The organism is Meridianimarinicoccus marinus (assembly GCF_040689105.1).
Classification (GTDB): Bacteria; Pseudomonadota; Alphaproteobacteria; order Rhodobacterales; family Rhodobacteraceae; genus Meridianimarinicoccus; species Meridianimarinicoccus marinus.
Map to the genome: position 1 here is coordinate 123,762 of NZ_JBFBVU010000009.1, position 16,364 is coordinate 140,125.

12 protein-coding genes are annotated in these 16,364 nt (G+C 64.8%); 6 read left to right on the forward strand and 6 right to left on the reverse strand.

What is annotated here, in order from left to right:
• Window positions 1–15 precede the first annotated feature (15 nt).
• Window positions 16–933 (reverse strand): LysR family transcriptional regulator, encoded by a 918-nt coding sequence (locus AB0T83_RS09370; protein ID WP_366192774.1) that lies wholly within the window; start codon window positions 931–933, stop codon window positions 16–18.
• 154 nt (window positions 934–1,087) lie between these two features.
• Between AB0T83_RS09370 and chvE the strand changes: the two genes are divergently transcribed.
• From chvE to AB0T83_RS09400, 6 genes are all read left to right on the forward strand, one after another.
• Window positions 1,088–2,143: a multiple monosaccharide ABC transporter substrate-binding protein gene (gene chvE, locus AB0T83_RS09375; RefSeq protein WP_366192775.1), complete on the forward strand. Its 1,056-nt coding sequence runs from the start codon at window positions 1,088–1,090 to the stop codon at window positions 2,141–2,143.
• A 71-nt stretch (window positions 2,144–2,214) separates the two neighbouring features.
• Entirely contained in the window at window positions 2,215–3,735 is a 1,521-nt protein-coding gene (gene mmsA, locus AB0T83_RS09380; RefSeq protein WP_366192776.1) for a multiple monosaccharide ABC transporter ATP-binding protein, read from the forward strand.
• 12 nt (window positions 3,736–3,747) lie between these two features.
• Window positions 3,748–4,980, forward strand: coding sequence for a multiple monosaccharide ABC transporter permease (mmsB, locus tag AB0T83_RS09385; RefSeq protein ID WP_366192777.1), 1,233 nt, complete (start codon window positions 3,748–3,750; stop codon window positions 4,978–4,980).
• Window positions 4,981–4,983: 3 nt separating this feature from the next.
• The gene (gene araD, locus AB0T83_RS09390; RefSeq protein WP_366192778.1) at window positions 4,984–6,726 is read left to right on the forward strand and encodes an L-arabinonate dehydratase; all 1,743 of its coding nucleotides are present in this window, start codon (window positions 4,984–4,986) and stop codon (window positions 6,724–6,726) included.
• Window positions 6,726–7,649 carry a Gfo/Idh/MocA family protein gene (locus AB0T83_RS09395; RefSeq protein WP_366192779.1) on the forward strand — a complete coding sequence of 308 codons (924 nt, stop codon included), beginning with the start codon at window positions 6,726–6,728 and terminating at the stop codon, window positions 7,647–7,649. The genes araD and AB0T83_RS09395 overlap by 1 nt, the downstream gene beginning before the upstream one ends.
• 94 nt (window positions 7,650–7,743) lie before the next feature.
• Window positions 7,744–8,661, forward strand: coding sequence for a dihydrodipicolinate synthase family protein (locus AB0T83_RS09400; protein WP_366192780.1), 918 nt, complete (start codon window positions 7,744–7,746; stop codon window positions 8,659–8,661).
• A 169-nt stretch (window positions 8,662–8,830) separates the two neighbouring features.
• On the opposite strand, the gene AB0T83_RS09405 is transcribed toward AB0T83_RS09400, so the two are convergent.
• From AB0T83_RS09405 to AB0T83_RS09425, 5 genes are all read right to left on the reverse strand, one after another.
• Entirely contained in the window at window positions 8,831–10,096 is a 1,266-nt protein-coding gene (locus tag AB0T83_RS09405; protein WP_366192781.1) for a CaiB/BaiF CoA transferase family protein, read from the reverse strand.
• A gap of 172 nt (window positions 10,097–10,268) precedes the next feature.
• Window positions 10,269–11,273, reverse strand: a complete 1,005-nt coding sequence (locus tag AB0T83_RS09410; RefSeq protein ID WP_366192782.1) for a LacI family DNA-binding transcriptional regulator — start codon at window positions 11,271–11,273, stop codon at window positions 10,269–10,271.
• A 324-nt stretch (window positions 11,274–11,597) separates the two neighbouring features.
• The gene (locus AB0T83_RS09415) at window positions 11,598–13,694 is read right to left on the reverse strand and encodes an FAD-binding protein (RefSeq protein WP_366192783.1); all 2,097 of its coding nucleotides are present in this window, start codon (window positions 13,692–13,694) and stop codon (window positions 11,598–11,600) included.
• A gap of 40 nt (window positions 13,695–13,734) precedes the next feature.
• A complete protein-coding gene (locus AB0T83_RS09420; RefSeq protein WP_366192784.1) occupies window positions 13,735–14,745 on the reverse strand; it encodes a LacI family DNA-binding transcriptional regulator in 1,011 nt (336 codons plus the stop codon).
• Entirely contained in the window at window positions 14,746–16,335 is a 1,590-nt protein-coding gene (locus AB0T83_RS09425; protein ID WP_366192785.1) for a GMC family oxidoreductase, read from the reverse strand.
• Window positions 16,336–16,364 lie beyond the last annotated feature (29 nt).

Genomic DNA, 16,364 nt, shown 5'->3' on the forward strand with positions numbered 1-16,364 from the left:
CCCGACACGCGCGCGTCAGAGAAACTCGAACACTGCCGAAAACACCTTCTCGGCGGCGCGGGTCACCGGCTGCTCCCGGTTCTGAATGACGAAACAGGGCGACACGGTTATGGGCGTGGCCAGGTCCAGCGTGACCACATCGGCGTTCAGGCGGCCTGCACACAGCATCGTGGCGACCTCGCGCGACAGCGGCGCGATGATGTCCGAGGCCTGCACCATGGACAGCGCCACCAGCAAGGACGCGGTGTTGGTCACGCGGGACGGCGCGGGCAGGTCTTGGGTCAGGAAGGCGGAATCGACCGCCTCGCGGATCGGCGAGCCCAGCACCTGCACCACCCATTCGCTGTCCAGCAGGTCGGTCAACGGAACCCCGCGCCGGGACGCCAGCGGATGCGAGGCCCGGACCAGGAAGGTCACTTCCTCGCTGCGGGCGGGATGCAGGCGGAAATCGCGGCTGTCATAGCCCGACGGCAGCCGCGAGATAATGAAGTCAAACCGGCCCGCGATCAGGCCCCGGACCAGTTCGGTTGACGGGCCGACCTCGATCGTCATCTCGATGTCGGAAGCTTCGGCCTTCACCTTCTGGATGGCCGGCATCAGCGTGCCAACGGCTGGGCCGGTGACGGTGCCCACGCGCACATGACCGATCTTGCCCTCGTTGAACCGCTGGGCATCCGCGGCCAGTTCGTCCATCTCTTCCAGGATCACCTTGGCGTGGCGAATGCAGATGGCGCCCAGCGGCGTGGCCTCCATCCCCTTGGGGTGCCGGGTGAACAGATCGCCCCCCATCAGCTTTTCCACATCCGCCAGAATGCGCGAGGCCGCGGGCTGCGACACCGAGATCCGGTTGGCCGCCAGTTGCAACTGTCCGGTTTCGGCGATGGTCAGCAGCAGGCGCAACTGGTTCGGCTTCAGGCGATGGGCGATGTCCATGGGCGACCGTATAACAGAATTGATATGCAGATCGCAGAGAATACGAATTGATTGCTATGTCAACGGGCTGTTAGCTGCCCCAACGGGCCTCGTGAAGGTTCGAGGGAGACCGCGCCGACACAAGAACAACAGGCGCAACATGTGGAGGAACAACATGACTTTCAAATCGCTCCTGGCTTCGGCCGGTGCTGTCGTCCTGCTTGCCGGCGGGGCATATGCCGAAGGCACCGTGGGCATCGCGATGCCGACAAAATCCTCGGCGCGCTGGATTTCCGACGGCAACTCGATGGTCGAGCAATTTACCGCGGCCGGCTATGAGACCGATCTGCAGTATGCCGAAGACGATATTCCCAACCAGCTTGCCCAGATCGAGAACATGATCACCAAGGGCGTCGATGTTCTGGTGATTGCCGCCATCGATGGCACCACCCTGTCGAATGCGCTGGAAAACGCCGCCGCCTCGGGCATCAAGGTCATCGCCTATGACCGCCTGATCCGTGACAGCGGCAACGTCGACTATTACGCCACTTTCGACAACTTCAAGGTCGGCGTGCTGCAGGCCACCAACCTGGTCAACGGGCTGAACGAACGCTTCGGCGATCAAAAGCCGTGGAACGTGGAACTCTTCGGCGGCTCGCCCGACGACAACAACGCCTATTTCTTCTACAACGGCGCGATGAGCGTCATCCAGCCGCTGATCGACGACGGGTCGATCAACATCGTGTCGGGCCAGATGGGCATGGACACCGTCGGCACGCTGCGCTGGGACGGCTCGGTCGCGCAGGCGCGCATGGATAACCTGCTGTCCGCGCATTACACCGACCAGACCGTGCACGGGGTGCTGTCGCCCTATGACGGGCTGTCCATCGGCATCCTGTCGTCGCTGAAGGGCGTCGGCTATGGCTCGGGCGATCAGCCAATGCCGATCGTGACCGGTCAGGACGCCGAGGTGCCCTCGGTCAAGTCGATCCTGGCCGGCGAGCAGTATTCGACCATCTTCAAGGACACCCGGTCGCTGGCCGGTGTGACCGTGGGCATGGCCGATGCGCTGCTGGCAGGCGGCGAGCCCGAGATCAACGACACCTCGACCTATGACAACGGCGTCAAGGTGGTGCCCTCCTACCTGCTGGAACCGCTGCCGGTGACCGCGGCCAACTGGGAAGAGCGTCTGATCGACTCCGGCTACTACACCATGGACCAGATCCAGTAAGCCCGACGGGCAATTTCCGACCTGCCCGGACACTGCTTCGGGCAGGTCGCGATGACAGATGAGGATTGGGCATGTCTGCGCTTCTGGAAATGCGTTCGATCACCAAGACCTTTCCGGGCGTCAAGGCGCTGGATGAGGTCGAGCTGATCGTCCGCGAAGGCGAGATTCACGCGCTGGTCGGCGAAAACGGTGCCGGCAAATCGACACTGATGAAGGTGCTCTCCGGGGTCTATCCGGCGGGCAGCTATGACGGCGAAATTCACTATGACGGCAAGCTGGCGCAGTTCCGCGACATCGCGGACAGCGAACGGCAAGGCATCATCATCATCCACCAGGAACTGGCGCTGGTGCCGCTGCTGTCCATCGCCGAGAACCTGTTTCTGGGCAACGAGCAGGCGCGCGGCGGCATCATCAACTGGCAGTCCACCTTTCAGCAGACCGAAAAGCTGCTTCGCAAGGTCGGGCTGAAAGAGGCGCCCTCGACACTGGTCGACAAACTGGGCGTCGGCAAACAGCAACTGGTCGAGATTGCCAAGGCACTGTCCAAGGAAGTCCGGCTGCTGATTCTCGACGAACCGACGGCGGCACTGTCGGAATCCGACAGCCAGGCGCTGCTGGACCTGATGCTGGAACTGAAGGCCGAGGGCGTGACCTGCATCATCATCAGCCACAAGCTGAACGAGGTGCGCCGGGTTGCCGACAGCGTGACGGTGATCCGCGACGGCACCACGGTGTCGACCATGGATGCCAAGGCCCAGCCGATCACCGAAGCCGCCATCGTGCGCGACATGGTGGGCCGCGACATGGCACACCGCTATCCCGAGCGGGAGCGGCGCGCGGGCGAGTTGCTGATGGAGGTTTCCAACTGGAACGTCTGGCACCCCGAACACAGCGAGCGTCAGGTCATCCGCGATGCCACCTATAATGTGCGCGCCGGCGAGGTCGTCGGCATCGCCGGGCTGATGGGCGCAGGCCGCACCGAACTGGCGATGAGTCTGTTCGGCCAGTCCTATGGCCGCAACATCAGCGGCGAGGTCAGGATCCGTGGCGAAAGGGCCGACGTCTCGGACGTGCCAAAGGCGATTGCGGCCGGGCTGGCCTATGTCACCGAGGACCGCAAGAGCCTGGGCCTGATCCTTGAGGAAACCATCCAGCGCAACGTGACGCTGGCCAATCTGCCGGGCGTATCTTCGGGCGGGATCCTGAACGAGAACGAGGAAACCGAGGTCTCCGAGCGGTACCGCAAGGCGATGAACATCCGCACCCCCAGCGTGTTCCAGCGGGTGATGAACCTGTCGGGGGGCAACCAGCAGAAGGTCGTGTTGTCGAAATGGCTGTTCGCGCAGCCCGATGTGCTGATCCTGGACGAGCCCACACGCGGCATCGACGTCGGCGCGAAATTCGAAATCTACGGGATCATCAACGACTTGTCCGCGCAGGGCAAAGGCGTGCTGATGATTTCCTCCGAGATGCCCGAACTGTTGGGCATGTGCGACCGCATTTACGTCATGAACGAAGGCGCGCTGGTGGGCGAGCTTTCGGCCAAGGACGCCAGCCAGGAGCGCATCATGTCGCTCATCGTGACAGAATAAGGAGACCGGGGCATGGCTATGGCTGAGACCACGGACAACGAACCGACCAAGAGCGTCACCGATTACCTGAAGGCGCACCTGCGCGAATACGGGCTGCTGTTCGCCCTGATCGCCATCATGGTCTTCTTCCAGATCATGACGCAGGGCACGCTGCTGCGGGCGGTGAATATCACCAACCTGCTGCTGCAGAACAGCTATATCATCATCATGGCGCTTGGCATGCTGATCGTCATCGTGTCGGGCAACATCGACCTGTCGGTGGGCTCGGTCATGGGGTTTGTGGGCGCGTTGGCCGCCGTGATGATCGTGAACCACGAGATACCCATTCTGGTCGCCATCGCCGTCTGCATTGTCTGCGGCGGTCTGATCGGGGCGGCGCAGGGCTATTGGGTGGCCTATTGGAAAATCCCGTCCTTCATCGTGACGCTGGCCGGCATGCTGGTGTTTCGCGGGCTGTCGCTGCTGCTGCTGGAAGGCCAGTCGGTCGGCCCTTTCCCGCGCGAATTCCAGGTCATCGCCAACGGCTTCGTTCCGGATGCCTTCCCGGCGGCCATCGGCGAAAGCCTCGCACCCCTGTTCGGCGCCCGGCAGGTGAACGTGCTGGCGCTTGGCACCGGTATCGTGGCGGCGTCCATCATCGTCTGGATCGGCATGCGCAAGCGCGCCCGCAACCGGGCCTATGGCATCATGGACGAGCCGCGCAGCTTTTTCATTGCCCGCAATGCCATCGTCGGCGCGGCGCTGATCTTCATCATGTACAAGCTGTCCACCTTCCGGGGTCTGCCCAACGTGCTGATCACCATGGGCGTGCTGACCATCATCTACGCCTTCCTGACCGAAAAGACGGTTCTGGGCCGCCGGGTCTATGCCCTGGGCGGCAACCAGAAGGCCGCCAAGCTGTCGGGCATCAAGACCGAGCGGTTGACCTTCCTGGCCTTCGTCAACATGGGCATCCTGGCTGCCATCGCCGGACTGGTCTTTGCCGCGCGGCTGAACACCGCGACACCCAAGGCGGGTTTCGCGCTGGAACTGGACGTGATCGCGGCGGTGTTCATCGGCGGCGCTTCGATGTCCGGCGGGGTCGGCAAGATCGTCGGCGCCGTGGTCGGCGCCTTCCTGATGGGGGTGCTGAACAACGGCATGTCGATCATGGGCATTGGCATCGACTATCAGCAGATGATCAAGGGGCTGGTGCTTTTGGCCGCCGTCATCTTCGACGTTTACAACAAGAACAAGCAGGGCTGATCCATGACCTTCAAACCGGCCGAATGGCCCCGCAAGCTGCGCAGCCAGTCATGGTATGGCGGCACCTCGCGCGACACCATCTATCACCGGGGCTGGATGAAGAACCAGGGCTACCCGCACGACCTGTTCGACGGGCGTCCGGTGATCGGCATCCTGAACACCTGGTCCGACCTGACCCCCTGCAATGGCCATCTGCGCGACTTGGCCGAAAAGGTTAAGGCCGGGATCTGGGAGGCCGGAGGCTTCCCGGTCGAGGTGCCGGTGTTCTCGGCCTCGGAAAACACTTTTCGGCCCACCGCGATGATGTTCCGCAACCTGGCCGCGCTGGCCATCGAGGAACAGATGCGCGGCCAGCCCATCGACGGCGCCGTGCTGCTGGTGGGCTGCGACAAGACCACCCCGTCGCTGCTGATGGCCGCCGCCTCGACCGATCTGCCATCGATCGTGGTGACCGGCGGGCCGATGCTGAACGGCTATTTCCGGGGGGAGCGGGTCGGCTCGGGCACCCACCTTTGGAAGTTCTCGGAAGCGGTGAAGGCTGGCGACATGACCCAGGAAGATTTCCTGGAGGCCGAGCAATCCATGAGCCGCTCGACCGGCACCTGCAACACCATGGGCACCGCCAGCACCATGGCCTCGATGGCCGAGGCGCTTGGCATGGCGCTGTCGGGCAATGCCGCGATCCCGGCGGTGGACAGCCGCCGCCGTGTCATGGCGCAGCTGTCCGGGCGGCGCATGGTGCAGATGGTCAAGGATGACCTGAAGCCGTCCGACATCATGACCCGGCAGGCGTTCGAGAACGCGATCCGCACCAATGGCGCCATCGGCGGATCGACCAATGCGGTAATCCATCTGCTGGCCGTCGCCGGTCGGGTCGGCATCGACCTGAGCCTTGACGACTGGGACCGCTGCGGCCGCGACGTGGCGACCATCGTCAACTTGATGCCCTCGGGCAAATACCTGATGGAAGAGTTCTTCTATGCCGGCGGCCTGCCGGTGGTGCTGAAACGGCTGGGCGAAGGCGGCCAGTTGCACAAGGACGCCCTGACGGTCTCGGGAGACACCATCTGGAACGAGGTCAAGGACGTCACCAACTGGAACGAGGACGTGATCCTGCCGCTGGACCAGGCCCTGACCCCGCAGGGCGGTATCGCCGTTCTGAAGGGCAATCTGGCGCCCAAGGGGGCGGTGGTGAAACCCTCGGCCGCCTCGCCGCATCTGCTGACCCATCGTGGCCGGGCCGTGGTGTTCGAGGATATCGACGACTACAAGGCACGGATCAACGACGACGCGCTGGACATCGACGAGACCTGTGTGATGGTGCTGAAGAACTGCGGTCCCAAGGGTTATCCCGGCATGGCCGAGGTCGGCAACATGGGCCTGCCGCCCAAGGTGCTGAAGAAGGGGATCACCGACATGGTGCGCATCTCGGACGCGCGCATGTCGGGCACGGCCTATGGCACGGTGATCCTGCACACCTCCCCCGAGGCGGCGGCGGGCGGGCCGCTGGCGGTGGTGCGCACCGGCGACATGATCGAGCTGGACGTGGCCGCGCGGCGCCTGCACCTGGACATCCCCGAGGCCGAACTGTCCGCCCGGCTGGCGGCATGGCACCCCGATCACGCCACGGCAGCGGGGGGCTATGAATGGCTGCACCAAGCCCATGTGGAAGGCGCCGATACCGGGGCGGATCTTGATTTTCTCAAGGGCTGCCGCGGTGCGCCCGTTGGAAAGGACTCCCATTGATGTTGATTGCTCTCGTTGGAATTGGAAAGATCGCGGTGGACCAGCATGTTCCGGCCATCGCCGGTAGTGCGGATTGGGAACTGGCCGCCACCGTCTCGCGCCACGGCACCGTGGACGGGGTCGAGGCCTTCACCGATTTTGGCAAGATGCTGGACGCGCGGCCGGATATCCGCGTCGTTTCGCTGTGCCTGCCACCAGTGCCGCGCTATGACTATGCCGCGCAGGCAATCCGGGCCGGGCGTCATGTCATGCTCGAAAAGCCTCCCGGCGCGACCCTGTCGGAATGTCATGCGCTGATGGATCTGGCCCGCGCGCATCGGGTCTCGCTGTATGCCACCTGGCATTCCCGGCAGGCCGACAAGGTGCCCGCGGCGAAGGCCTGGCTGGCCGGCAAGACCCTGCGCAAGCTGACCGTGACCTGGAAGGAAGATGTGCGCCACTGGCATCCGGGACAGGACTGGGTATTCGATCCGGGCGGGCTGGGCATCTTCGATCCGGGCATCAACGCCCTGTCGATCGTGACCGAGATCCTGCCCGACCCGATCCATCTGACCGAGGCGCAGCTGCATTTCCCGGCCAATCGCGACACTCCCATCGCCGCCACCTGCCGCTTCTATCATCCCGGCGGTGCCGAGGTGACCGCAAACCTGGACTGGCTGGAGCCCGGCACCCCGGTCTGGAATATCGAAGCGGTCACCGATGAGGGCACTCTGCTTCTGGAAAACGGCGGCGGAAAGATGACGGTGGACGGGCAACAGCACGACGCCATGCCCGGTTTGGCGGGCGAATACCCCCGCCTTTATGCGCAAATGGCCGATCTGGTGGCCGAGGGCGGCATCGACATGGATCTGTCGCCGATGCGTCATGTGGCCGATGCCTTCACCCTTGGACGGCGCGTGGTGGTCCCGGCCTTCGAGTGGTGAGGCCCACCGCCCACTGATCCCACCGAGCGGACCATTTCCCCGGCATCGGCGCGGCTTGCTGCGCTGATTGCTCCCCCGACAAGAGATCCAAACCATGACCCAGCCCCTGACCGGTATCCTTCCCGTCGCCCCGACCCCGTTCCATGCCGACGGCCGCATCGACATCGACGGCATGCGCCGCGTGCTCGATTGCATGATCGACCAGGGTGTCGACGCGATCTGCATCCTGGCCAACTATTCCGAACAGTTCCTGCTGTCCGACGAGGAACGCGCCGCCCTGACCCGCGCCAGCCTGGAACATGTGGCGGGCCGGGTGCCGGTCATCGTCACGGTCAGCCATTTCGCAACGGAAATCGTCACCACCCGCGCCCGCGAGGCCGAGGCCCTGGGCGCAGCAATGCTGATGATGATGGCGCCCTATCACGGCGTCGGGCTGGTGCCGCCCGACGCCGGGATCTTCGAACATTTCCAGGCGGCCTCGGATGCGGTCACCATTCCGATCGTGGTGCAGGACGCCCCGATCTCGGGCGCCACCCTGTCGGTGCCGCTGCTGGTGCGCATGGCCCGCGAGATCGATAACGTGTCCTACTTCAAGATGGAAACCCCCTTCGCCGCAGACAAGCTGGCCGCGCTGATCGAAGCCGGCGGCGATCACATCCTCGGCCCCTTCGATGGCGAAGAGGCCGCCACCCTGCTGGCCGATCTGGACGCCGGATGCACCGGCACCATGACCTCGGCCCTGCAGCCCGAGAAGATCCGCCCGATCGTGACCCGGTACCGCGCCGGAGACACCGATGCGGCGCTGGAGCAGTGGAAGCTCTGCTTGCCGCTGATCAACCACGAGAATCGCCAATGCGGGCTGCGCGCCGCCAAGACGGTGATGATGGCTGGCGGTGTGATCAAGTCCGACCATATCCGCCATCCGCTGAAACCCATGACCGCCCGCACCAGGGAGCGCCTGCTGTCGCTGGCCGGGGAACTGGATCTCATCGCGCTGAAATGGGGCAAATAGGCAGCAATCGTCGGCTGCACGCGTCGTGTCAATGGTGTGAATACACAGGAAGATCTTTCGTGGCAGTGTTGGTCGCGCTGAAACGGCGCGGCTTGTCCCGCGCCGTTTTGGTCTGAGCCGCAGGCCCGGAAGCGTCCTTCCCGGTGTGCGGCGACGCCGGTGATCGCGCCTATTTCAGGCCGATTTCCTTCAGCACCTCATCCGTGTGCTGGCCCTGCATCGGCGGCGGCGTCGACGGGCGCGGCGCGGTGGTCGTGCGAACCGGGCAGCCCACGAGGCTGAGCTTGCCGGCGGTGGGATGTTCCACCTCGACAATCATGCCATTCACGCCCGCCTCGGGCCGGGTCAACGCCTGCTGTGGGCTCAGGACCTGCGCGCAGAGGATGCCTTGTTCTTCCAACGCGGGAAGCCATTCGGCGGTTGTCTTCTCAACCAGCCTTGCGGCCAGCAAGTCGCGCAAGGCCTCACGGTTTTCATATTGCACCAGCGGGTCGGAAAAGCGCGCATCCTGCGTCAGGTCCGGCAGGCCGAGCCCGCGGCAGATCAGTTGAACCGGGTTGTCGGTGAACACTGGGGAGATCTCGATGAACCCATCCGCCGTGCGCCAGCTGTGTTGCAGGGTCTTTTCGGTCACTGACAGGTTCACATCGCCCGCATCCGCCGCCGTGGGGTTCAGCGCGCGCGGCCCGTCCCACACATGGGCGGTCAGCGCGGCGCTGTGCAGATCGGTGAAAACCTGTGTGCCCAGACCGGTGCGCGCGCGACTGACCAATGCCGCCAGAATCGCGTTGGACAACACCAGCCCGGCGATATGATCCATCGACACCGTGGGCGGTGCCGGCAGGCGGTCGCCGTCGGCCGCCGAGAACAGCCCGCCCTCTGCCGCCGCCATCTGGGCGTGGCCGGCACGGCCCCGCTCGGCATCCGGACCGGCCTCTCCCCAGCCCGACGCCGAGGCGTGGATCAGTTTGGGAAAGCGCGGGTGCAGGGTTTCGAAATCGATGCCCATCTTGCGGTCGACGCCGGGGCGGAAATTATGCACCACCACATCCGCAGTGGCCAACAGCTTGTCCAGCGCCGTCTGACCGTCCGCGGCCTTCAGGTCCAGGACAATCGACCGCTTGTTGCGGTTCAGACCGGCAAACGGCAGGCTGACGTCGCCCGCGAAGGGCCCCCAGGCGCGCGACCAGTCGCCACGGCCCGGACGTTCGATCTTGATCACATCGGCGCCGAAATCCGCCAGCAGAAGCGTTGCGACCGGGCCTTGCCAGACATGGGTGAAATCCACGATCCGGATGCCTTTCAGCAGATCATACATGGGGGAAATCCTGTGTTTGGAATGGCCCTGCCCCGGCAGATCGACCGGATGAGCGGCGGTTTCGTGCGGCTGGATCGACAGGGGCGTCAATCCGCGTCCCGCGCAGCGCAAATGCATGGGTGGTCGACGGTTTCACTTCAAACTCCTCCCCCGATGTTTCTGTTGCGCGCCCTGACGCCAAGTGCCGGCGGCCTTGAGACTGTCATCGCGGACGGTGTGCCCAGACAGATTTACTAAATCGTTTAATCAAACTGTGGCGCACTTTGTCAAGCCAATCCAGCGTGGCGGCTCAGGCCGAATCCCGGACCACAAGTTTCGGTGCAAGGTAGATCCGCTCCGGCGGGCGCTGGTTGTCGCGAATCTTCTCGACCAGCGCCTTGGCCGCGCGGCTGCCGATCGAACGCGGGAACAGTTCGACGGTCGTCAGGGGCGGGTTCCAGGCCGCCGATTCTGGCACGTTGTCAAACCCGATCACGGCCACATCGGCGCCAACTTCGCGACCCTTTTCTTTTAACGCGGCATAGGCGCCAATGGCGACATAGTCGTTGATGCAGACGATGGCCGAGGTATCGGGGGACTGTGCCAGAAGTTCCAGCGTCGCGTCGTGTCCATATTGCCGGGTGGCCGGGCCGACGAGATCGCGCACCAGCGCCAGATCGGGATCGCGGCGGCGCATGGCGTATTTGACCCCCTCGCGCCGACTGATCCGGTTGGTGTTGTCGGCAAAGCCGCCCACGAATGCGATGTCCCGATACCCACGGTCCAGGATATGCTCTCCGGCCATCACCCCGGCCTGAAAATTGTCAAACCCGATGAAATCGGCCGCATAGCCCGGAAGTTCGCGCACGCACAACACATATGGGATGCCGTGTTTGCGGATCACCTCGAAATCCGCCTCGTCCGACCCGGTGGCCGATGAAATGATCAGCCCGGCCACGCCTTGCCCGATCATGGTTTCGATCACGAATTTCTGGGTTTCCACGTTGTCTTGGGTGCTGGCAATGACCGACAGGTAACCGGCGTTGGCCGCTTCGGTTTCCACATTGGCTGACAGTTCCGCGAAGAATGGGTTCGAGATATCGTTCACGACCAAACCGATCAACAGTGACTGGCCAGACCGCAGGCGCGACGCGGATTTGTTCAGGATGAATCCCAGTTCCTTGGCCGACTTGCGCACCTGCTTGCGGGTCTTGTCCGAGATGCTGCCCTTGTCGTTGAGAACCAGCGAGACAGTTGCCGCCGAAACCCCGGCATGTTCGGCAACTTCCTTGATGCTGACGCGTTTTTTCTGCACCTGATGTCTCCTGAAATGCGCCCTGCGCCGGCCATTGACATAGTGCGAGACTAGACGAACCACATGCCGGGGCAATCCCTGCCCCTGACCCGGTCTTCGGCTGCAATCGCCCGCCCGCGCCTGCGACACTCCAACCCCTGATAATAAGCGCCGTCGCATTAAACGTTTTATTGCTAATTCGCAAGCCGGACGACTGCGTCACCTGACCGCCGGGTCTACCGTTGGCAGTCAAAGGGTGCCGCCCCATATTGCGGCTCTGAAGGCAGCATTGCCCCGTAACGGCTGCAAGCCGAGACAGCGGTGGCGCCGGCACCCAGGCAGAATTCAACCTTTTGCTGGTTTCTGGGCGCCGGCGGTGTAGATCCCGCCAGTCAGCCAGGCTGGCCAGTCACGTTCGAAAAAGGCTTTCACATCCTCGTCGAAACTCCTGTTCGGGCGAGTGGCCAGGTCAAATCCGTCTCCGGTCCAGCGTACCACGATCTGTTCGGCCTGATGTTCGGGCTTCTCGGTGCGGAAACGATAGGCGGCCAGCGGACCCAGGCGGGCCTCGGGCAGCGCCTCGCCCGCGGCATCGCAGATCGCCCGCGCGCCCCGGCTACCGCCCCCATTGGCGATGTAGTGGTCCAGCGCCGTCAGCACGGCCTCTGACACCAGCGCCATCTGCTGCCATTGCACCACCCGGCCCAGTTCGGACGGACGGCTGAGCGTCATCCCCCGCGCCCGAATCTCGGTGTTCAGGCGGGCGGCATCGGCGCGCGCACCGGCCACCGTTTCGGGGGTACAGATGATGCCGGCGGTGTCGCTCATGCGGGCCTGAACCGTGTCGCGCACCGCGTGTTGGGTCAGGGTGCTGTCCTTGTTCCGCAGGCTACGCACGGCGGCGACGGCCTTGGCCACAGGACGCGAGATATCACCCTCGGGGGCGTTGTGGGCACTGCCGCTGGCGGCGATATGCTCACCGACGCGGGTGCCGAAGACCTGACCGGCATTCAGGGCCGATCCGCCAGGCCGGGTGACGCCATGGGTGCCGGCCGCCTCGCCCACCGCATAGACGCCGGGCAGGCTGCTCTGGCCCCAGATATCGACCTTCACCCCGCCGTTCATGTGCTGGTTGTTGACCGAGAATTCCAGCGGATCGGCGGCGATATCCACCTTGTAGCGGCGGTACAATTCGATCGCGAGCGGGTTCATGTGGCGCAGCCGGTCGATCGGCAGATCCTGCCCGGCACCTGCATTGCGCAGATAGGTGCTGACGTCACCGTCCAGCCGCGCAAGGCTGAAGGGCAGATCCCCCGGCACCGGCAGCGGGTTGCGGTTGAAATCCATGAACACCCGCCGTCCGGCCTGCGTTTCACGGAAGATCGCCAGATCGACGAGGCTGGATTCGAAGTTCAGCGTCCGCGTGGCGTGGAACGGCCATTGATAGCCCTTGCGGAAGATGTTCGAGGCCATCTCTTGCGTGGTGCGATAGTAGTCGCCCAGGAAATGCCGCTCGGCGCCCGTGTCATCGACCGAATAGATATGCGGGATCACCTGCACATAGGTGCCCGACAGGTTCCACGGAAAGCCCTCGCGCCGGGTGCTGATGCCGAATTGCGCCTCGGTGATGTTGGCGACCTCGATGCCGGCCTCCAGCGCCATGCCCAGCGAGCCGAAGCAGCCGTTGGGAAAGACGCTGTCGCGATAAAGCTCGCCTGGACCTCCGGCGGCCAGAACAACCGTCGGGCTTTGGAGCACGCACAGGCCAAGTGGATTGTCTGCGCTGCAATCGCGGCCCCGGAAGGCCAGCAGCCCCGCAACATGCCGTTCCGCCCCCTTGCCGTCGGTCAAAAGCCGCAAGCCGGTGGTCTGGTTGAAGATCGGGATGCCGAGACGCAGCGCCTCCTCCGCCAGCACCTTCACCATCAGCCGCGAGGTGCGCGGCCCGCAGCTGGTGGCGCGGCCGACCTCGTCATGATCGGTCTGGTAGCGCAGGGTGCCGCCCAGTTCATCCTGCGGCAGCGGCAGCCCGAGGTATTGCAGCGAGGCCATGGCCCGGCCCGACCCCACCGCTTCGATATAGGCGGTGTCCTCGTCCATCGCGCCACCGGCCCGGATCGCCCGCGCCATCGCCTTGTAGTCGTCGCCCCGGTCCGAGGTGTTGGCGGTGTGCAGGGTCTGTTTGTCCGACCCCGAGCAAGCCGAGGTGCCGCCCCAGGCGCTTTGGCTGACCACCACCACATCGCCGCCACGCCGTTTCAGTTCCACCGCCGCGCGCAGGCCGGCCGCCCCGCTGCCGACGATGACACAGCCACAGCGATAGGTTGGCAACCGCTGTCCGTCGATCTCGGTGGTCACGGGGAAGGGCGGCTCGGGTGCCAGCCGGGGCATCTCCACATCGGTCAGCGCGTCCAGAATGCTCTGGGGGATTTCGGTCGTCACAACTGCAGTTCCGTTCCTGTTTCAGACTTGCACCGGGCGGCTACCTGCCCACCCGGCTTGAGGCGCGTACGATCAGCTCTACCGGCGTGCGGGATTCCGGATCGGGTGCCTTGTCGTTTTCCAGCCACTCAAGGACCGTGCCGGCGATACCCGCCCCGAAATCCGATATGAAGGTCCGGACCGAGGACAGGCTGGGAAAGGCATCGGCGCATTCGTCGATGTCGTCGAAACCCACCACCAGCAGGTCGCGCCCGACCCGGCGGCCCGCCTGCGCGCAACCGCTGAGAACGCCCAGACCGATCAGATCGTTGAAACACATGACCGCATCCACATCGCCATGGGTCTCGGCCAATGCGCAGGCGGTGTCATGGCCGAACTTCCGGCTGGCGCGGCCGGGCAGAAACAGCGGCTCCATCCCCGCGACTTCAAGCCGTTCCAGATAGCACGACAGGCGTTCCTCGGTGATCGGGCGGCCCTCGATCCCGCCCAGAAAGGCGATCCGGCGCGCGCCCTGCCCGACCAGATGATCCACCGCCGACCAGGTGCCGCCGCGAAAGTCCGGCGCACACAGCGGGATGCCGGATGCCGGCGGCGCGACCCGGCGCAGCACCTGCAGACAGGGCAGACCGGACCGGCGGATCGCGTCGAAAGTGTCCTGTTCGCCGCCATAGGCCGGGCAGATCACCAGCGCCGACACCCCGTGTTCGATCATCGCCGAGACCACCTGCGCCTGCAGCGCCGGATCGTCGTCGGTATTGGCGACCACGGTGACATAGCCGCGCGCCGACAGGGCCATCTGCACCGCCGTTGCGAATTCCGAGAAGAACGGATTGCGAAGGTCGTTGATGACCAGCCCGATCAGCCCGGCGTTGGAGCGGCGCAGCTTGGCGGCAGCACGGTTGTAGACATAGCCCAGATCGGCCATCGCCTTGCGCACCAGATCGCGCGTATCGGGCTTCACCAGCGGCGAGTTCTGCAGAACCAGGCTGACGGTGGATTTCGACACCCCGGCGGCACGGGCGACATCGACGATGGTCGGTCTGCGGTTCATTCAGATCCCATGCGCCTCCCGGATCAGGTCGGCGGCCTTCTCGGCGATCATGATGGTCGGCGCATTGGTGTTCGACGACACCAGCCGCGGCATGACCGAGGCATCGGCGACCCGCAGCCCGTCGATCCCCCGGAACCGCAGGCTTGTGTCCAGCACCGCCTCCGGGTCCGGTCCCATGCGGCAGGTGCTCGCCGGATGGTGGTCGGTCTTGGAATGGGCGCAGGCGAAATCGAAATACTCCTGATCGCTGCGCACCTCGGGGCCGGGCAGACGTTCGGCCTTGACGAAGGGATTCAGCGCGTCCTGCCGCAGGATTTCCTGCGCCAGTTTCAGACCCCGGATCGACATCTCGCGGTCGTGCGGATCCTGCCAGTAGTTCGGATCGATCAGCGGCGCGGCCATCGGATCGGCCGAAGCCAGCCGAACGGTGCCGCGCGACCGGGGCCGCAGGTAGGCCGAGTTCAGCGTCACCCCGCCATCGGGCATGGCCGCCACCCCGGCCTCGATCCCCGAGCCAAGGCCAAGGTGGAACTGGATGTCGGGAGAGCGCGCGTCGGGCTCGGCGTACCAGAAGCCGCCGGTCTCGAACAGGCTGGAGGCCACCGGCCCCTTGCGCATCAGCAGGTATTGTAGCCCCGCCAGCACCGACCAATGCGGCTTGGCATAGCGGTCATAAGTGTGCGGCCCGGTACATTCGGCGATCACGAACAGGTCGAGGTGGTCCTGCAGGTTCGACCCAACCTCGGGCTGGTCAAACACCACCGGAATGCCCAGACCCGACAGATGATCGGCGGGGCCGATCCCCGACAGCATCAGCAGGCGCGGGCTGCCGATGGCCCCGGACGACAGGATCACCTCGGCCTCGGCGCGCAGCACCCCTTCGCCCGCGATCTCGACCCCGATAGCGCGCCCGCCCTCGACCACGATGCGCGACACCTGGGCGCCGGTGCGGATGGTCAGGTTCGGACGCTTGCGCACCGCCGGGGTCAGAAACCCCATGGAGGCCGAACAGCGCCGGGTGTTGCGCTGGGTCAGCTGATAGTAGCCGACGCCGTCCTGGGCTTCGCCGGTCATGTCGTGGTTGCGCGGAATGCCAAGACTTGCGGCGGCCTCGAAATAGGCCTCGCAGATGGGAAGGGGGGCTGCCGGCTGGCTGACCCCCAGCGGCCCGCCGGTGCCGTGAAAGCGGTTGTCGTAGGTGTCGTTGTCCTCGGACCGCCGGAAGTAGGGCAGCACGTCGTCATAGCCCCAGCCGTCGCAGCCCATCTGCCGCCACTCGTCATAGTCCAGCGCGTTGCCACGGGTGTAGATCTGGGCGTTGATGGTGGAGCCGCCGCCCAGCACCCTGGCCTGCGTATAGGGGATGACCATGCCCTTCATGTGCGTCTGCGGCACGGTCTTCCAGCCCCATGACCCGATGCCCTTGGTCATCTTCGCAAAGCCCGCCGGCAGGTGATACAGCGGATGCCGGTCGCCGCCGCCCGCCTCCAGCAGCAGCACCGAAGCATCGGCGTTTTCGCTCAGCCGCGCCGCCAGAACCGAGCCGGCCGAGCCACCGCCGACGATGATGAAGTCATGGCTTTTCGTCATGGCCATTCTCCCGGAGCGCGAGATTTCGG